The following is an 18725-nucleotide window of genomic DNA, read 5'->3' as shown; positions in this document are numbered from 1 at the left end:
GAAAGCACCGGTCTTGAAAACCGGCATACGTTAATAGCGTATCTAGGGTTCAAATCCCTATCTCTCCGCCACTTTTAAAAAAACCGCTGTTCTTGCAGCGGTTTTTTTGTATCTGCTGTTTTTTAACCGCTGTTATCGAAACTTCTAATTGGTTTTTCTCTAGCTCTTTCTTCAAGTTTTTGCGTACCTACTTTGGGTTTAGTTTACGCAGTAATACCTTCAATCGAAGACATTTCCATACGCCATTTGGGCTTCAAATAGAGCTTTTTTAAGTCTCAACGTGGGATGCTTAAACGCATTTTGATAGAGTTCCAGTCTAAATACTGCGGATGCACTTGGAGAAAAAATGAAGCTACTTTACTGGTTAGATGAATGGCAAGCTCTTACTCAGCAAGAACAAGAGATGGCTTTACCTATCTCTGGCTACGGTTTACTTGATGATGTGTTTGTGAAGTATGAACTCGTCGATCTTAACAAGCCATTGTTGTTCACATTTTCTCCTTCCGGTACTGATGTGCAGGTACAAGACTTAACTCCGGATTTTTCTCCTTGGGGCTACGAGCTCGGAATACAACAACAAGTAAACATTATTGCCTTTCAACATTTAGGACAAAGTAATTGGTTCCGTAGTCGGAATTTGATTTTCTTTCTGGAGCAGCTATCTGAGTTGCTTCATCCCTTCAAATGTCGTTTGGGTTATGGGCAAAGTCGAGGTGGCTTTGCAATTGGCGCGTTCGCTAACTTGCTGAAACTAGAACATCTTTTGTTGTTTTATCCTGTTAGCACTAAAAATAAAGCGTTAGTGCCTTGGGATGATCGGCCGAGTACTGAGCTTGCTCAGCAGTTTGCTTGGGAAAGCGGCTACCATGATCGAGATTTGGGCAATGCCAAAGGTTATATTATTTATGACCCATCCAATCGCATTGATCGTCTTCATGCTGAACGTTATCCAGAGCTTACCCATTTAAAAGTCGTCGGTATGGGACACGGCACTCAATCCACACAATTAGATAAATTAGAATTTTTTAATCTGGTGGCGCAGGAGTTTGTTCGCCATCAAACCTTAGATATTGACCAATTTAATAAGCAAATTCACGCTTTGTTTTAAAAGAGGACTGATATCAGAGTCCCCTGTAACCAGGGGGAGATGATCACACACTAAAAACTAGATTTTTAACACAATTGCTAGGCGCAATTTAGATGGAGGATTAATGAAGTTACTGTACTGGTTGGATGAATGGCTGGCTCTTTCTCGTGAAGAACAGCAAACCAGACTACCGATGTCCGGGGAGGACTTACTTGATGATGTATTTGTTAAGTATGAGTTTGTCGACCGCAATAAACCGTTGTTGTTCACCTTTTCCCCTGCTGGTACGAATCTACAAGTACAGGACTTACACTCAGACTTTGCGCCTTGGGGCTATCGCTTAGCCCAGAAACAAAAAGTAAATATTATTTCATTTCAGCACCTTGGGAAAAGTAACTGGTTTCGTAGCCGTAATTTAATTTTCTTTCTAGAGCAACTGTCGACTTTACTTGAGCCCTTTGAATGTCGTTTAGGCTATGGACTTAGCCGCGGTGGTTTTGCTATTGGTGCCTTTTCTAATCTATTAAAGTTGGATCAAGTATTGATGTTTCACCCGGTCAGCACAAAAAACAAAGTTTTGGTACCATGGGATGATAGGCCAAGTACTGAACTTGCCCAACAATTTGATTGGGAAGGAAAGTATCACGACCTCGACCTTGGCGATGCAAAAGGCTATATCATTTATGATCCAACTAATGAAATCGACCGCCTTCACGCCAAACGCTACCCAGAGCTCACTCACTTAAGAGTCTTCGGGATGGGACATGGTACCCACGCGACGTATTTGAATAAATTCGGTTTTTATAAGCAAGTGGCCGTAGACTTTATACGTTATCAGAAGATAGATATAGCGCAGTTTCGTCATCAGACCAAAACGCTGCGCTTAAAAGAAGATTACTATCAGTGCCTTAACAAGGCGAATGCGAGCTCACAGCATCGTTTAAACTTACTGAGTACCGCTCATAATGTACTAATTGAAGAAAAGAAAGAACATGTGAAGGAGCATCAAGCACAAATCGATATTCAGCCACTTGTTGATATTGCACTTAAGCATGAGTATGACAACCCGCAAGATGCAGTACAGCTTTTGGAAGTCGCTCAGCAGTTGGTTCCGAATGATCCCGTTGTGGAGCACAAGTTGCAGCAACTGTCGTAACGTTGAGATGTAATGCGGACGATATTGGTCGAAATAGGTCAGTGGCTTTTGTCGCTGGCCTTTTTAATAGCTTATGGATTGATATTTCGATGAAATCTAATGAAGCAGTACAAAATAAAAAGCCCAAGCAAATGCTTGGGCTCAATAAATGTTAATGCGAGTTTTAAAACTCTTTTGGCGCAAAGCCTGTCATCACATCAAGGCGAAGTTCTTTACCAACTTTTGTTAATGGGTGAACGATTACTAAGCCGCGTACGCGTTTTTTCAGTTTGCCGATGTCCGCTTGTTCTGCTTTGGTGATTTCACGAGAGAAAGGCATATCAAGTAAGCTTTTACGTTCTTTGTTCAGCTCATAGTTTTGCTTGTGCTTTAACTGGTTAAGCTTTTTGGTAAGCTGTTCTACTTCATCCGTGAACTTTGTAATCATTTCGTGATCACCACGAGAACGTGCCGCATCAAGTTTACGTTGGCATGTATCTAAACGGTTGTGCAGCTTTTGAATATCAGTTTTTATGCTCATGGTAATTTGGCTCAAATTTTAAATAGTCGAGGAGTATAGCATAGCTGAGATCACACGCTCTACTATACTTCTCGATTGTCTGGCTTTAGTTAATCAGTTCATTGCCCGATACGTTACCAGAGAAAAAGGCTTCGACGTTATCAAGCGTCACAGAGGCAATATTATTCAGTGCTTCGTGAGTCAAGAATGCTTGGTGGCCAGTAAACAGCACGTTATGACAAGCCGATAAACGGCGGAAAACATCATCTACAATGACATCGTTAGATTTATCTTGGAAGAATAAGTCTTTTTCATTGTCATACACGTCTAGGCCAAGCGCACCAATCTTACCTTGTTTCAACGCTTCTATCGCCGCTAGTGAATCTAGCAACTCGCCTCGACTGGTGTTAATGATCATTACACCATCTTTCATTTGCGCGAAGGCTTTTTCGTTCAATAAGTGATAGTTTTCTTCACTCATTGGACAATGGAGAGAGATAATATCCGCATTAGCGTAGATTTCTTCAAGCGAACAGTAACGGGCTCCCATTTCTAGCGCTAATGGGTTTTCGTAGGGGTCGTAGCAAAGCAGTTCCATGCCAAGCCCTTTGAAGATACGCATCGTCGCGATACCAATCTTACCCGTACCAATAACACCAACGGTTTTTCCGAAAAAGTTAAAGCCAACAAGACCTTCTAGCGAGAAGTTGGCGTCACGTGTGCGTTGGTAGGCCTTGTGAAGACGGCGGTTTAGGCACATCATTAAACCAACCGTGTGCTCTGCCACTGCTTCTGGTGAGTAAGCAGGAACTCGAACCACTTGTAAGCCTAGTTCTTTGGCTGCTTGTTGATCAACTTTATCATATCCCGCGCAGCGCATAGCAATAAGCTTGGTCCCGCCCAGAGAAAGCTGTTTAAGGACAGGAGCTGAAAGATCATCATTAACAAACGCACATACAACATCACTGCCGTGCGCCATCTTGGCTGTTTTTTCGGTTAGTCGGAAGTCGTGATAGTGAAATTCAAAATCGCGGTTATTTTTAATTTTATTAAAAGAGGCTTCGTCGTAGGATTTTGCACTAAAAAAAGCAATGTTAATCATGGTTCCCTCTCAAAAAGTACGGACTTTATAAATAAATATTCTTATAAAGTAATGCAACTTAGCCGCAATGAATAGAGAAATCTTCTCTTTGACTTTGTTGTATCAAATAACGATAAGAAGTACGCCTTTCAGCGAGTGCTATCTTACGGTTCCGCATTAGATACTGTTTGCTTTACGAGCCTTAACTGACTAGCATTATCGCTCTTTTCTTGTTCACTTTATTAGCTTAGGCGTTACGACAATGTCAGTAAAATGGTTCTCTATGTTCTTGTGTTGTGTGTTTGCTTCGGGCACTCACGCAGCTGTTGACCTTGTTAAAGTCGACAAGTCTAAGCGTCGAATGTATTTGATGGAACAAGGAGCAGTGCTAAAAGAATACCGAATTGCTTTAGGAGCGAACCCGCAAGGACATAAACAAGAAGAGGGAGACAATCGCACGCCAGAGGGCGAATACACTCTAGATTATGTTATAGAGGACTCTGCTTTTTATCGTTCTGTGCATATCAGTTACCCTGATGCGATTGATACGTTGGAAGCGAAGCGCCGAGGTGTGTCCCCTGGAGGGAACATCAAAATTCATGGCTTAAAAAACGGTGAGAGTCAGTTGCCGATTTATATCCAAAGTTTTGATTGGACTAATGGGTGTATTGCGATTACCAACGAGGAGATGGACGAATTTATCCAGCTTGTCGAGATGGGGACACCAATTCAGATTGAGTGGTAATAAAAGGTCCCCTTTAATGTTCTGGCTCTTATAGGCTATGGCATAAAGCGCTGTGGATGATCACTAAAAATACCGTCTAATTGAGGTAGGTATTTCAGTTTATTTGGATTGTTTACCGTATAGCACATCACTTTGTAACCGGCTTGTTGGAGTTTGTTTATCTGGCGAGTACGAACCCAGTTAATGTTTAGGTTGCAGCTATAGGCACTAACTTCCTCCAAAAGGCGTTTATCTTTTCTCGTAAAGAATTCACTTAACACACCCAATCGGTAGCCACTGCAGTATTTGTGCATCGCTCTAATGACGTCATGACTAAAGCTCGATAGGAGTACATTCTCTTGCGGCATTGGACTTTTTGTTAACGCATTGGCGAGAGTCTGCGCCACTTCTTCCGCTGGATGGTTGTCTACTTTAACTTCGATATTCAAGTTAAGCTTATTCTCAGTAGCTAAAGTGAGCAGTTCATCTAGTGTCACGATCTTCTCGCCTGAAAAGTCTGTGCTAAACCAACTACCGAAATCTAATGCTTTTAACTCTTCCAGGGTGAGCTCATCAACACGGCCTTGTCCATTGCTGCATCGATTGACGGTATGATCATGGCAAACCACTAAAACATTATCTTTGGTAGGCTGTATATCCACTTCCACCCACTTCAACCCCAGGTCAATGGCTGCTTGAATGCTTATTTTTGTATTCTCAGGGTATGAACCTGCCACGCCACGGTGACCAATTAATAACGTTTCCATTCGCTTTATCTTTTGCTTTGCGGTTGCCAGATTGTACTCGTTTTTTCTATGAAGATATATCTAGGTGCATATTGTTAGGAACCTTTAGTAAAAGTGAACATTAAACTCTAATGGCACGTTGCTGCTTCTTGGACTGAGTCCTGTGGACTTAAAGCCTTAGAGTGTGTAGTTGTTTAATTGGTAAATGAGTAATAAAATGCGAACCATTTTTATTTGAATGGTGAGTGGTAATGTCACGAGTTTTGATAGTCGATGATGACGTTCCTTTGTGTGAGCTGTTAGAAGCGGTTTTGCAAGAGGAGGGCTACATCGTCTCTTCTGTACATTGCGGTGAAAGTGCGCTGCAATATATGGAAAAAACGCCTGTAGATCTTGTATTGCTTGATGTCATGTTACCAAACCTTAACGGCATGCAAGTTGCTCGTAGGATCTGTCAGCGCTTCGCGACACCTATTCTAATGCTTACCGCTCTCAACGATGAAAACTCGATGCTTGATGGTTACCAAGCGGGGGCCGATCAGTATATCGGAAAGCCTTTTAATGTCGCTGAGCTTCTAATGCGCATCAAAGCGATTCTTCGTCGTGTTGGCTTGGAACGTCAACGTCAGACGATGTGTAGTACCGTTCAAACGATCAGTGACCAGCTTAATAGCTTACCCCTCACAAGTACGGAAGCTGAACTATTGAGCTACTTGGTAAAAAACCAAGGAGTCGTGATTTCAAAAGCAGAGCTTCAAACCGAAGTGTTAAAGAAAGAGCTGAGTCCTTTTGATCGCAACCTTGATATGCACATCAGTAACATACGTCGCAAGTTAGTTGAAGCGGGGCTTTCCAAGCAACATATCAAAACCTTCCGTGGCAAAGGTTACAGTTATTTAGAGGCTGTAAACCGTTAATGAAGCTCCGGTGTCCACCTTTTATTGCAAAACGTAAAGATAGCTTAGCGTTCAAGTTATTTAGTTGCATGACCGCAATTGTAATTAGTATTTTGGTCGTGCAATCCTTAGCGGAACAAGCTCTGGTGAAAGCCATGTTGAAAGTGCCCGATAGTGTGCGAGAAGAAATGCTAGACCTTGCACATCAAGCCAATGTATTGATTGAGCACGGAGACATGGACGAACTTGCTGACTGGGCAAATGCGCAAAACTTTTATTTATTTGTGTTGAATGAACATCAGCAACCAGTTACGCACCGTCTGATGCATCCGCACTTCGAGTTCAAACTTCAATTTAAGAGAAGCATTGATGATCAACTTGAGGGGAAAGTGAATCGCCCCATCATCAATATTCCTTTAGTTCATGGCAATACTTTAGTGATTCAGTTGCCACATCGACTGCACCCTGCAAATGACTTCATTCTGTATTTCTCTATTCTCAAAGTCGTGATTGCAGTGGTTATTTTGGCGCTCTTTTCACTGCTAATGGCACGTAACTTACAGCAACCATTGGATCGATTGAGAGAAGCAAGCAAAAAGCTATCTAATGGCGATTTTAATGTCAGTGTCGTGAAAGAGCTGAAGTCGAGCACGCGTGAGTTTAACGAGTTAGCGCAAGACTTCGATCACATGACGCAACAGATTCATTCTCTCGCTGAAAAGCAGCGACTGCTTATAAGAGATGTCTCTCACGAATTGAGAACGCCGTTAGCGAGGCAGAACTTGGTTCTGCATCTTTTGCGAAAGCGTGTTGGAGAAAGTGAGCAAAGCCTAGTGACAAGGCTAGAAGATGAAGCAAAAGAGCTAAACCATTTGATCAGCGATATATTGGAGTTCAGTCGCTTGGAAAATGCGCGCTTCGACAAAGCCACGAAACGCTGTGATTTAGAAGTTTTGCTTTCCCCGCAAGTAGAACGTTGCAAAATAGATTTGAAGTCAGAACAGACGTTGTCTTTCCGCTCAGAAGCTGTATGTGCTAAAGCCATTTGTGAAGAAACGCTGGTCATTCGTTGTTTGAACAATCTTATTGGTAATGCCATTAAATATTCAGGACCAGCATCTCAGATAGAAGTTTCTCTGGAAAATTATGTCAAAGAAGGGCAGCAGTTCACCACCATGTCAGTATCTGATGATGGGCCTGGTATTCCAGAGAACAAGCTGGTCGATATTTTTGATCCGTTTACACGCTTAGATGCTTCTAGAGATAAAAAGCTTGGTGGCTACGGTTTAGGTCTTGCGATTGTCAAAGAATCCATGCGTATTATGGGTGGAGCAGTCACGGCGAAAAACCGTGAGCAAGGTGGTTTGAGGGTTACTTTAGTGTTCAAGCAATAAGTATGATTAAGTCGCAATCTTCGTGATTAATGTCACATTATTGTGGCGCGTCATCAGAGAGTACTTTACAAAAGTTTTCAAATGCAAAGAATGTAAATTTAATGCAAATGGTAATACTTATCACTTATATTCACCCGCGAAATAATTAAGAGGGAATCGCATTCAACAAGTATGTGACCCGAAAAATAATAATCGGAGTGAAAGGATATGTTTACTAAGAGCCATTTGGCGTTAGTGATCGGTGCAGTGTTAGCAACACCTGCAGTGGCGGAAGTTCAAACAGACGAACATGTAGTTGTAGAAGGTCGAGAGTTCGGCTACAAGGCAGATACAAACAGTACAGCAATGCGCATGGAAATGACGCAGCTGGAAACGCCGGGACAAGTAGCGGTTATCGATGAAACGGTAATTGATGAGCAGCGTGCAAGTACACTTGGTGAAGTGCTACGTAACGATGCAAGTGTTAGCGCGGGTGGTACAAGCCGTAACCGCGAACGTTTCTCTCTACGTGGTTTTGAACTTAGCAGTTCAGACGGTTTTCTTCGTGATGGTCGTCAACACTGGTCACACTATCGTCAGCCAATTGAGCTTTTAGAGCGTGTTGAAGTGCTTAAAGGTCCATCAGGTCTGCTATACGGTAAATCTGAGCCGGGTGGCTTGGTAAACATGGTTTCGAAAAAACCAACAACTCAAACACAAGCAAGTTTGAGTCAAGATCTAGGTTCGAATGATCACTCACGCACTGTGCTTGATGTGAGCGGCGCGCTAAATGATGCAGAGACACTGCGAGCGCGCGCAATTTTTGCCAAAGAAAGCTACGGCTCTTGGCGCAGGTACGGTGATGGCACTGAGCCTAAAACAGATCGTACGGTAGCTGGCCTAGTGGTTGAGTACGATATCACAGACAACTTTATGGTATCGGCTCATTACGATCGCACGAAAGACGATGGTAGCGTGGACTCTGGCGCATACATTGTTGATGGCAAAGCGGTTCGCGGTGATAAGTACATTTGGGATGCGCAGTGGTCTGAAATTGATAACGAAGTAGAAAACTACGGTGTCGATATTAATGCGCAAGTCACGGATAACGTGAACGTAAAAGCAGGTTACAACCGCCAAGACTTTAAGCGTTTTGATGTAGAGTCTTACCCTAAGTTTGATCAGTATGAAGAGTTAAATACGATTAAGCATCGAGGCAACGATCGCTCCGATAATTGGGTATTTGATACTGCATATATAGATGTGACGACGGACTTTACTTTGTTCGGTACGGAAAACACGTTGTTAGTGGGCGCTAACTACTTAGATTACAGTTATGATCGCTTTATGGCATTTCATAATGAGGCGAGTATTGCGCCAGGAGAAACGGTGCCTAAGCCTAGCTATCGTAGTTCGAAGAAATCACCAACTGCTGAGTACGATACTTGGGGTATCTACGCGCAAAATATGATGACGATTAATGATTACTGGCAAGTGCTTGCAGGTGTTCGTTATGACGAAAAGCGTGATGATGAACTGACCGAAAACCAGGTTTCTCCAAAATTTGGTGTCATTTTCCACCCATCGACGAATGGCTCGGTTTACGTTCAGTATTCTGAAAGTTTCATGCCTCAAGGTGAAGTCAGCAACGGTAGTCGTACCTACATCAATGAAGGTGAGAAACTCGACGCTGAGCGTGGTATCTCTTATGAAATCGGTACGAAGTGGGAACTGTTTGATCAGCGTTTATTTGTATCTGGTGCTGTGTTTGATATCACGTTAGAGAACATCTCGCTGGATGTTGAAAGCGGCAAAGACGCGGGCGGCAATCTCCTACACAAGAAAACGCAAGGTGGTGAGCAAGTTCACAAAGGCGCTGAGTTAATGGCTCAAGGTTTTGTGACCCCAGAGTTGTCGCTAACCGCTTCTGCGATGTATTTGGATGCAGAGCTTAAGAAGGCAGAAAGATATGAAGGTAACCGCCCTGTAGACGTGCCAGAGTTCTCGGCAAGTCTATGGTCTAGCTACAAGGTTCAAGACAACACTAACTTAAACCTTGGTTTGATTTATGAAGGTGATCGCTACGGTGATGCAAAGAACACCTTCAAGAAAGATGGCTACGCTCGCGTTGATATGGGCGTGTCATACAAACATAAGTACGATGAAAACTTGGATATCATTGCTCGATTCAATGTCGAGAATTTATTCGATACCGACTACTTCGCAGGTGGTGGTAGCACGAATGGCGAGCAAAAAGGTGCGAGTGGGGTTGTGGTTGGAGAAAGCCGCAACTACATGGCAACAATCCAGTTCAAGTACTGATAACAATTTGATTATTAAAGGGGAAGGGTAGTCTTCCCCTTTGGTCGTTTTAGGAACACAGAAATATAACTCGTATGAATCTAATGAAATCAAGTATCGCTCTGTTGATATCATCGGTTTTGATTCCCGCTCACGCGGCGAACTTAAACGATGCACAAGCTGTGCAGAGTAAAACAAACCAGTCGTCGGCGGTAAGCCAAAAACGTATTGATGCAAGCGCAGAAAAATCACTTACTCTAGAAGCTGAAATTGAGCAGCTGCAAGAGGAAGTCGGTAACTTGAAGATTTATCGCGATCATCTTGCAAGCCTTGTTGAGAGCCAAAATCAAGAAGTTGATAGCTTGAACGAGCAAATTGAGCAGATTGCTCAAACTCGTCAAGGTGTCGTGCCTTTGATGTATCACATGCTTGAAGGCTTAAAAGCGCTCGTTGCTAACGACAAACCTATACGCAAAGCGCAACGTGAGGAACGAATTGCAAAGCTGGATTCCATGATGACGCGTGCAGACGTTGCGGATGCAGAGAAGTTTCGTCGTATTTTAGAAGCGTACCAAATTGAAATGGATTACGGCACCAAGCTTGGCGTTTACCAAGGCAAGATTAACCTGGGTGACAATGAAGCTGTGGAGGCGGACATTCTCTATTTAGGGCGTTTGTCTTTGGTAGCACGTAGCTTATCTGGTGAGACATTCTGGAGCTGGTCACAGCAACAACAAGCATGGCAACAAGTGGGTTCTGAGCAAAAATCAGAGCTAGATAAAGCGTTCGCTATGGCGAATAAACAGATCGCGCCGAGCATGTTAACTCTGCCAGTGTCGTTAACCGCTGCGGAGGGCAAATAAATGATGAAAAAATGGTTATCGGTTGCATTAATCTCGACAGCCGCATTAATGCCTCATGCTGCTTTTGCGAGTGATGCGTTGTTACAAAAGGCGCAGCAAGAAAATCGTCAACAGCAATCGCACAATGTCGCACGTGAATCAGGTTTTAAGCAAACAGAGCAAGAGCTACAGGCTATAAAGAATAAATTGATGGCAGAGCGTGCTGCTCTTCAAGCAGAAGCGGACTCATTAAGTGTTACCTTCGGTGAAAATGAAGCAGAACTGGCACAGCTAGAAGAAAAGTTGCGTCTAGAAACCGGGAGCCTAGGTGAGTTATTTGGCGTCGTTCGCCAGAACGCAAAAGAGCTAGAGTCTGAGCTAAAAAGCTCAGTAACCGGTGTAGATGCAAACTCATATCAGAAAGATATCGATGCTATTGTTGCGGCTAAATCACTGCCAACGTTGACCCAACTTCAGGCGATGTGGCGCAGCATGGAAGAACAAATCAAAGCAAGCGGTGAAATGGCAAACGTCTCTTTCACACTGCTAAATGGCGAAGGTCGTGAACAAACGGTTAATGGTGTTCGTCTTGGTTCTATGGCGCTGCTGGATGAGACTGGCTACGTTAAGTGGAATGGTCAACGCGGAGACGCGGTAAACTATCTTCGTCAGCCTGAGAACGGTCCAACAGCGAATACTATTTCCTCTGGTGACATTGATGCACTTGTCATTGATCCGTCACGTGGCATTCTTCTTGAACAGCTTGCAAACTCACCGACTTTGGCTGATCGCCTAAATGCGGGTGGCGTTGTCGGTAAAATCATCCTTGGTTTATTGGCTATCGGCCTATTGATTGCGCTCGTACGTGGTGCATCACTGATGATTTCGCGCCAGAAAATCATGAAGCAACTGAAAACCCCAGCGCAGCCAGGAGACAACCCTTTGGGTCGCGTGCTAGCGGTATACCAGAAAGACAAGCATCGCAGCGTAGAAGCGTTAGAACTACGTCTTTTGGAAGCTGTTGTTGATGAGCAAACCCACCTAGAAAAAGGGTTGTCGATGCTTAAGCTTCTTGCAGCCCTAGCTCCTATGCTTGGCCTACTAGGCACGGTAACGGGTATGATCGAAACCTTCCAGGTCATCACTCAATTTGGTAATGGTGATCCGAAAGTAATGGCGGGTGGTATTTCAATGGCACTTGTGACTACCGTACTTGGCCTTGTTTCAGCCATGCCTTTGCTATTAGCGCACAACGTATTGAGCTCTCAAGCAGAAAATATTCGCAGTATCTTAGAAAAACAAGGCATCGGTTTAGTTGCAGAACAAGCTGAGCGTGATATGCCGAGTAACAAAAGCCATTCTAACACCTTAGCGGAGAACGCAGCGTAATGGAGCAGATCCTACTCAGCACATTGGGTTTGATCAGTGAGGATTGGGCCACAACCTTGATGAGCTTTATGCAGCAAGGTGGTCAAATCCTATGGTGGTTGGCCGCCGTCGTGGCGGTGTGCTGGCTGTTGGTTATGGAGCGAGTTATTTATCTCACAACGGTTTTCCCTGGGGTAAAAAAACAGCTTTGTGAGCAGTGGCACGCAAGATCAGAGCACCACTCTTGGTACGCGCATCAAATCCGTGAAGGATGGATTGCAAAAGCGCAAATCGAACTACGCCAAAACCTATCGACTATTAAGCTACTTGTGGCGGTTTGCCCAATGCTAGGGTTGTTAGGGACGGTGACAGGCATGATTACGGTGTTTGACGTAATGGCATCGCAAGGCAGCAGCAATCCGAAATTGATGGCTTCTGGTATCTCACTTGCTACGCTGCCAACCATGGCGGGTATGGTAGCAGCGCTTGCGGGCATGTTTATTCATGCTCGCCTTAGCAAAGTGTGTGAACGAAAAGCTATCCAGTTAGAACAATCTTTAAGGAGTCAAAAGTGAGACTCGGACGCAGACCTAACCAACAAGATGAAGCTCAAGTCGATTTAACCTCGATGCTTGATATCGTCTTCATCATGTTGATCTTCTTCATTGTGACCAGTTCGTTTGTACGTGAATCCGGTGTTGAAGTGAATCGCCCTCAGGCTTCTAATGTAGTAAGCCAAAAAGACGCGGGCATTTTTATCGCAGTAACGGCAGCGAATGATGTGTACATCGACAAACGAGTGGTTGATATTGAGCGTGTTGAGGCCTCTATTGAGCACCTGTTACTTGATCAGCCTGATGCTTCGTTAGTTATCCAAGCTGACGAGCATGCTTACAATGGCACTGTCGTGAAAGTGATGGACGCTGCAAAGGCGGCAGGTGTGAAGAACATTGCATTGGCGGCGGAGAAACCTTAATGGGCAGGCTGTTACTTGCACTACCAGCATCACTGTTAATTTCTGTGAGCTTGTTTAGCTTTATGGCGTGGATGGTTGATAAAGGCAACCAGCGTGCGCCAGAAGCTTCAGAAGCCGTTCGTTTTGATATGGTGATGGTAGAGAATGAAGCAGACGTGCAGCGTCGTCAACGTTCAGTGCCGGAGCAACCAGAACCACCTCAAGCGCCGGAGCCAATGGATCTGTCTCAAGCTGACACTCAAATGGAACCAATGAGTCAGATGACGCCAGTCAGTGCTTTAGGTTTAAACACTGCCCTTGAAGGCATCGCGATTAGTGCACCAAACTTGAAGGGAACAATGGGCAACCAGCAAGCACTGCCGTTGTATCGTGTTGATCCTCGCTATCCAAGTAAGGCGCTGAAACGTAGAGTGGAAGGTTATGTCATTATGCGTTTCACGATCGATGCAACTGGACGACCAAAAGATATTGAAGTGATCGAGGCTGAGCCCGAGCGCATGTTTGAAAGGGAAGCAATCCGTGCGCTTAAAAAATGGAAGTATCAGCCAAAAGTTGAGGATGGTGTGTCAATTGAGCAGTTCGGACAAACCGCTAAAGTGGAGTTCAAGTTAGCCAAATGATGAAAAAATTCTTAATCGGTACGGTATTAAGCCTGAGTGCACTCTCAACCATTGCCAGTGAGTTAAGCCAATACACCGCAGCGAGAGTTCAACGAGCACATAATTTGGCTCAAGAAGAGAAACTGAAAGAAGCGATTTCATCTCTTGAAGCTATGGAGCTTTCTCGTGGATATGACCAAGCTTATGTCGCTCGAATGTTGGGTATTTTTTACTGGCAGAACGAGCAAACTCAAGCGGCGATTAAGCAACTTGAGTTGGCAGTCAATAGTGGTTTGCTACAAGATGAGCAAGCATGGCAAACCCGAAAAATGTTGGCTGATATACTGCTGAACGAGCAACGTTTTTCTAAGGCTTTACCTCATTACTATGCCTTGAGCAAAAACATTCCTAAAGGTCAAAAAGCGCATGAGCTATGGCTGCGTATTTCCCAATCTCATTATCAACTGAGTCAGTGGCAAAAAGTGCTTTCAGCAATGGCTCGTTATGAGAAATTTGGTCAGCCAGACAAGCTTGGCGCATTGTCGATAAAGCTTTCTGCTGAGCTAGAACTGAAAAAGTGGAAGCCGGCAATCTCGACCATCAAACGCTTAATCGTGATTGAACCTGAGCGAATTGAATGGTGGCGTCAGCTTGTTGCTCTATACCTACGGGTTGATGACAACAAACGTGCCCTAGACTCTTTGGCGTTGGCAAAACTGAAAGGGTTACAACTTAGCCAAGATGACTTAAAGCTGCTGGCACAATTGTACGCGAAACGAGGTATTCCTGAGAGAGCTGCGTTGGTGATGAACGAGCTAGAGGATGTAAACTCGAATAGTAAGCTAAAAGCTCAGCAAGCAACGTATTGGCAAATGGCAAAAGAGTGGGAAGAGTCTATTGATAGCTGGCGTATTGCAGCTCAGCTAGATAGGCAGTATTACTGGAACTATTCTCAACTGTTGGTGCAAGAAGGCCATTATAAAGATGCCATTGCCGCGCTCGATAAGGTCAGAGGTCGTAAAGCGGATGTTGCACTTATCAAAACTCGCGCTTACTACAAACTTAAGCGGTTTGACGATGCGCTCGCTAATGCCAAAAGAGCGAATGAGATTAAGCCATCGAATCAGGCAAAGAGTTGGGTTAAGTATCTATCACAGCTACGCAAAGTAGAATCGACGCAGAACTCATAGCGAACATTTTTATTAAATACCCGAGCTCAGTCTCGGGTATTTTTTTGTCTAAAGTCATAAAGGCTATTTATTGTATGAGCTTTTCATAAAAAGCTAATGCATCAAATGGTCGGGAGAAAAAAGGGCTTTTCTCTATGTATTCTTGATGTACCTTGCTCAGTGTTTCAAACTTTTCTCTCGATGTAGGTTCGATATGAAAAGTTAGGCTTTCAGTCGATTCTACAAGCTTTAATGTTGAGGTTCTTGAAGCGTTATTTTTTGCTATTAATAGATAATATGCTAGCTCTTGCTTCTCTTTTAATACACAAGCCTCAAAAGCTTTCTCGCTTAAAAACGGCAGAACAGGAGTTAATGCTTCTATATGCTTCTTTGAATACTCTAGGGTTTGTTTGTCAGGTGTATTCTGGTCTGCCATAGATTCGCACAGCTTTATCTTAGCACCATAATTATCGATAGATTGGCTTACGTTGTTAAACAAACTGGCTTCAAACTTTTCACTTGCGAAAGTGACACTTGAGAAAAGTGATAAGAGAATTATTCCAACATTCTTGTTCATATTTTTCCTTCTGAACTACACCATAACGTTTGGCTAGCATCAGAAAATCTTCTCTATCTAACCCTACACTAACTTCTTAGCTTACCTTTTTTATCTAGTTTATGGATAGTTTTTAAGCTTTTCATTAAATATACATAAAGGCGCATTTTGGTGGAGTCTATCCCACTTTTTAGTATTGGAAATATCATTAAATTTTGAGTCATTAAAATTGATAGGGTTATTATCTAGAGGGTAGGCAATCGGTAACTCGCATTGGCCCAAATAGCTAAAACATGTGCAAGCCAAGCTGAATTGAAAAAGTAAACAATGTAAATTAAATGCCAATACGAATGATTATCACCTAAATTATGCCCCACATTTATTGGTGATGATTGTTTTTATGTTGCTTAAAAGCAAAGGTGTTCAAACTTGGGCTCGCCGCCTACATATCTATATTTCGATGGCTCTTCTCTTAGTTACGCTGTTTTTTGCAGTAACTGGTATTACCCTCAATCGCCCCGAATTGTTTGAACGCAGTGAACCTATCATTCAACAACATACTCTGACGGTTCCGCACTCAGTTCTATTCTCACATTCAGATACCTTTCAACCTAATCGTGAAGGGCTGGTGGCTTTCTTGACTAAAGAAACCGAGCTTCGCGGCACTCCCTCCGCACTAGATGTGTATACCGAAGTTGAGCAAGGTGAGTTGTTACTCGGAGAGCTTTCTATGGATTTTAAAGGCCCGGGTTATAACGCTACGGTCTTTATTGATATGACTACTGGTGCAGCAGACGTCGAAACGATGCACTACGGTATTGTTGCGCTGCTGAACGATCTACATAAAGGACGCAACAGTGGTGGGATTTGGAAGTGGTTTATCGACGTCACTGCGCTTTTGATGGTGTTTTTTGTTCTTACAGGCGTGTGCTTATTACTGCCTAAGAAGAAGACGCTCAGAACGTCAATGCAATGGATGAGCTTTGGTACGTTACTGTCGCTCGTAATTTATTTTGTTGCTGTTCCATAACAGCTTTTTTAGAGAACACTTATGTTGAACACAGGAAGATTTTTCCGCCGTAATCACTTTTGTAAAGCCGCTTTGATCGCGGCTTTTGCTCCTTTCTCTCTTTCCGCGGCGCCTATACCAGATAACGCGAAGGTCGACTTCGAACTCGAACTTCCAAAGATAGATACCTCAATGTATGCACGCCCTTATGTGGCGGTTTGGGTTGAAAACGATCAGCGTAAACCGGTTAAAACCATTCAGTTATGGGTAGGGAAAGACGAATGGTTAAAAGATCTACGCAGCTGGTGGAGAAAAGCGGGTCGTTATGATCGTGAACTTGTTGATGCGGTGACTTCTGCAACACGTCCTGCTGGTCAATACCGCTTTGTCTGGGATGGAACCAATGACGCAGGGAAGCGTTTGGAACAAGGAAATTACACGTTGTACGTCGAGGTCGTTCGTGAACACGGTGGGCGAAACTACTTACGTCAAAAAATAACGCTAGCGGACAGTGACGTGCGCTATGAGCTTAAACCAACACAAGAGACGGGTGTCATCACCGTCAATTATCAAGTTAAGTGATTAAAGGACACAACAATGAAAACCAAAATGAAAGCAGTGGCATTGGCGAGTGTAATGGCAATGGGATTGGCTGTAACCACCACCGCGCAAGCACATCCACGTTGGGTTCTGCCCTCTCACTTTACGGTTTCTAAAGAAGGCGGTGACTGGCTGACATTTGATGTTACTGCCTCTCACGGAACGTTTGTTTTTGATAAGCCTGCGGGTAGTGATCAGGCATTTGTGGTGATGCCGGATGGCCGCTCTGAGCGTCCTAACTTTGTTGTTCGTGGCAAGCGTCGCTCTATGTTTGATTTCTTTTTTACAGAAGAAGGCACGCACAAAGTTGCGATTAATAATCAGCCGAGCTACTACACACAATACAAAGCGGGCCGTCGTGATACGGTGAAATGGGCGCGAGCAAGCAAAGCTGAGCGTGGTGATGTGCTTCCCGAGCAAGCGCGTGATGTGGTTACTCAACTAAGTTACACCCGAGCAGAAAGCTACATTACGGTTGGTATGCCAACGGACAAAGCGTTGGAGATTGAAGGCAAAATGCTGGAGATGAAACCGATCACGCATCCATCGGACATCATTGAAGGTGAGCCTGTGACGTTCCAGTTTTTCTTTAACGGAGAGCCACAAGAGGGCGTTACTGCTGAGATTACACGTGAAGGTACTATGTACCGAAACCATCAAGAACAAATCGATGTGGTGAGCGATAAAGATGGCAAAGTGATCTTCACGCCAGAAGTCGCCGGGCGCTACTTAATGAAAGCGAACTACAAAGGTGAATTGAAAGATAATCCATTGGCGGATAAAGCGAGTGCCAATGTTCACCTTACGTTTGAAACTCAACTTAACTAATCGAATTAGGCTCAGCAATTGCTGGGCCATTTTGGAATTATCATGAATAACACTTCTCTTCTAAAAGCGGTTTTGCTTTTTTCTGGATTTGCGTCCTTTCACGCTGCTGCACATTTTCCTCTGATGAGCTGTCACTTGGCGCAAGATAAAGTGATTTGTGAAGCGGGCTACTCGGATGGATCGACAGCGGTCGACTACGATGTCGAAATGTACGATTACGACGACAATCTGATCGCCAAAGAAAAAACAGATAAGCGTTCCATCGCAGAATTTACTCACCCTGAAACAGATTTCTATTTGGTATTTGATGCCGGACATGAAAGCCCGGTGGAAGTGGATATCGTTGAGCTGAAAGAGAAATGAGTGTACAGAAAGTTCGCCCTGATGATGGTAACCGAGAAGGAAAGTGGGTCGCACTGACAATCGCAGCAATTCTCAGTTCAGCAGCCATACTTATGCCCTACCATCAGGTCGCGACTGAAAAGCCAGACATGCAGTCTCATCAAGTGTTAATCACGGATTTACGTCAAAATGAGTTGGGGTTGATCGCTGAGCTTAAGCTCGCTCATGAAGAGATTCGTGATTTGCAGTTAGATACCGGAACTTGGCCTGAGATCTCTGATATGGAGGTGCTTTGGATTGCTCCGTTCGTGAAAGACCAAAACTGGAAGCGTAAAGGTTCTCATCAGTGGCAACGAATTGATGACGGTGTCTACATTGGCGTGAAGACCAGTGCCCAAGGCTCTGCTTCCATGCTGTTGGATAGCCGCAGTTCTCAAGCTGATATTTGGTTTAATGATTCTAGCCGTTCGTTAAATGTGGAGGGACTAAGCGATCTAGCTAAACGCCACGATTTCGGGTGGAAACAAATCATTCTGTCAGACTCTTCTTCCCACTCTCACGCCCATTAAGACA

At 43.9% G+C, this 18725-nt stretch carries 21 protein-coding genes; 17 read left to right on the top strand and 4 right to left on the bottom strand.

All coding sequences use genetic code 11. The features are described 5' to 3' along the window. Positions 1-346: 346 nt before the first annotated feature. Positions 347-1108: a cytosolic protein gene (locus tag R8O10_RS06145; protein ID WP_182039364.1), complete on the top strand. Its 762-nt coding sequence runs from the start codon at positions 347-349 to the stop codon at positions 1106-1108. 103 nt (positions 1109-1211) lie between these two features. Then, positions 1212-2243, top strand: coding sequence for a hypothetical protein (locus R8O10_RS06140; RefSeq protein WP_005374275.1), 1032 nt, complete (start codon positions 1212-1214; stop codon positions 2241-2243). Between the two features lie 163 nt (positions 2244-2406). Here the strand turns inward: R8O10_RS06140 and R8O10_RS06135 are convergent, their stop codons facing one another. After that, positions 2407-2763, bottom strand: a complete 357-nt coding sequence (locus R8O10_RS06135; RefSeq protein WP_005374274.1) for a YibL family ribosome-associated protein — start codon at positions 2761-2763, stop codon at positions 2407-2409. 85 nt (positions 2764-2848) lie between these two features. Next, a complete protein-coding gene (locus R8O10_RS06130) occupies positions 2849-3844 on the bottom strand; it encodes a 2-hydroxyacid dehydrogenase (protein ID WP_054579202.1) in 996 nt (331 codons plus the stop codon). Positions 3845-4085: 241 nt separating this feature from the next. Between R8O10_RS06130 and R8O10_RS06125 the strand changes: the two genes are divergently transcribed. After that, a complete protein-coding gene (locus R8O10_RS06125) occupies positions 4086-4568 on the top strand; it encodes a L,D-transpeptidase family protein (RefSeq protein ID WP_005374271.1) in 483 nt (160 codons plus the stop codon). 35 nt (positions 4569-4603) lie between these two features. Here R8O10_RS06125 and R8O10_RS06120 read toward each other — a convergent pair whose 3' ends face one another. Further along, a complete protein-coding gene (locus R8O10_RS06120) occupies positions 4604-5314 on the bottom strand; it encodes a glycerophosphodiester phosphodiesterase family protein (RefSeq protein WP_005374268.1) in 711 nt (236 codons plus the stop codon). Between the two features lie 230 nt (positions 5315-5544). On the opposite strand from R8O10_RS06120, the gene R8O10_RS06115 reads away from it, so the two are divergent. From R8O10_RS06115 to R8O10_RS06075, 9 genes are all read left to right on the top strand, one after another. Then, positions 5545-6210, top strand: a complete 666-nt coding sequence (locus R8O10_RS06115; protein ID WP_005386018.1) for a response regulator transcription factor — start codon at positions 5545-5547, stop codon at positions 6208-6210. Then, positions 6210-7583 (top strand): sensor histidine kinase, encoded by a 1374-nt coding sequence (locus R8O10_RS06110; RefSeq protein WP_213866831.1) that lies wholly within the window; start codon positions 6210-6212, stop codon positions 7581-7583. The genes R8O10_RS06115 and R8O10_RS06110 overlap by 1 nt, the downstream gene beginning before the upstream one ends. A 207-nt stretch (positions 7584-7790) precedes the next feature. Then, positions 7791-9884: a TonB-dependent siderophore receptor gene (locus R8O10_RS06105; protein WP_213871503.1), complete on the top strand. Its 2094-nt coding sequence runs from the start codon at positions 7791-7793 to the stop codon at positions 9882-9884. A 74-nt stretch (positions 9885-9958) separates the two neighbouring features. Beyond that, positions 9959-10726, top strand: a complete 768-nt coding sequence (locus R8O10_RS06100; RefSeq protein WP_054574483.1) for a DUF3450 domain-containing protein — start codon at positions 9959-9961, stop codon at positions 10724-10726. Beyond that, positions 10727-12094, top strand: a complete 1368-nt coding sequence (locus tag R8O10_RS06095) for a MotA/TolQ/ExbB proton channel family protein (protein WP_213871502.1) — start codon at positions 10727-10729, stop codon at positions 12092-12094. Beyond that, positions 12094-12648, top strand: coding sequence for a MotA/TolQ/ExbB proton channel family protein (locus R8O10_RS06090; protein ID WP_017819708.1), 555 nt, complete (start codon positions 12094-12096; stop codon positions 12646-12648). The genes R8O10_RS06095 and R8O10_RS06090 overlap by 1 nt, the downstream gene beginning before the upstream one ends. Further along, complete coding sequence (locus R8O10_RS06085; protein WP_005374257.1) at positions 12645-13049, top strand: ExbD/TolR family protein; 405 nt, start codon at positions 12645-12647, stop codon at positions 13047-13049. Before R8O10_RS06090 ends, R8O10_RS06085 begins: the two co-directional genes overlap by 4 nt. Then, complete coding sequence (locus R8O10_RS06080) at positions 13049-13669, top strand: energy transducer TonB (protein ID WP_005374256.1); 621 nt, start codon at positions 13049-13051, stop codon at positions 13667-13669. The genes R8O10_RS06085 and R8O10_RS06080 overlap by 1 nt, the downstream gene beginning before the upstream one ends. After that, the gene (locus tag R8O10_RS06075) at positions 13666-14838 is read left to right on the top strand and encodes a tetratricopeptide repeat protein (RefSeq protein WP_017635539.1); all 1173 of its coding nucleotides are present in this window, start codon (positions 13666-13668) and stop codon (positions 14836-14838) included. The genes R8O10_RS06080 and R8O10_RS06075 overlap by 4 nt, the downstream gene beginning before the upstream one ends. A gap of 67 nt (positions 14839-14905) precedes the next feature. On the opposite strand, the gene R8O10_RS06070 is transcribed toward R8O10_RS06075, so the two are convergent. Beyond that, a complete protein-coding gene (locus R8O10_RS06070) occupies positions 14906-15394 on the bottom strand; it encodes a hypothetical protein (protein ID WP_042523421.1) in 489 nt (162 codons plus the stop codon). Between the two features lie 379 nt (positions 15395-15773). Between R8O10_RS06070 and R8O10_RS06065 the strand changes: the two genes are divergently transcribed. The 5 genes from R8O10_RS06065 to R8O10_RS06045 are packed head-to-tail and all read left to right on the top strand — an operon-like array spanning position 15774 to position 18721. Next, the gene (locus tag R8O10_RS06065) at positions 15774-16403 is read left to right on the top strand and encodes a PepSY-associated TM helix domain-containing protein (protein ID WP_213871501.1); all 630 of its coding nucleotides are present in this window, start codon (positions 15774-15776) and stop codon (positions 16401-16403) included. A 21-nt stretch (positions 16404-16424) separates the two neighbouring features. Beyond that, entirely contained in the window at positions 16425-16964 is a 540-nt protein-coding gene (locus R8O10_RS06060; protein ID WP_053349400.1) for a DUF2271 domain-containing protein, read from the top strand. Between the two features lie 15 nt (positions 16965-16979). Continuing rightward, entirely contained in the window at positions 16980-17810 is an 831-nt protein-coding gene (locus R8O10_RS06055; protein WP_025768070.1) for a DUF4198 domain-containing protein, read from the top strand. Between the two features lie 42 nt (positions 17811-17852). Next, on the top strand, positions 17853-18173 hold the full coding sequence (locus tag R8O10_RS06050; protein WP_005374251.1) for a hypothetical protein: 321 nt from the start codon (positions 17853-17855) through the stop codon (positions 18171-18173). Continuing rightward, positions 18170-18721 carry a DUF6162 family protein gene (locus tag R8O10_RS06045; protein WP_318191210.1) on the top strand — a complete coding sequence of 184 codons (552 nt, stop codon included), beginning with the start codon at positions 18170-18172 and terminating at the stop codon, positions 18719-18721. The genes R8O10_RS06050 and R8O10_RS06045 overlap by 4 nt, the downstream gene beginning before the upstream one ends. The last annotated feature ends 4 nt before the right edge of the window (positions 18722-18725 follow it).

This window comes from Vibrio sp. 1727 (assembly GCF_033344415.1).
In the GTDB taxonomy this organism is placed as follows: domain Bacteria; phylum Pseudomonadota; class Gammaproteobacteria; order Enterobacterales; family Vibrionaceae; genus Vibrio; species Vibrio alginolyticus.
The sequence above is the reverse complement of the archived record's forward strand: the minus strand, read 5'-3'. Positions and strand labels throughout refer to the sequence as shown.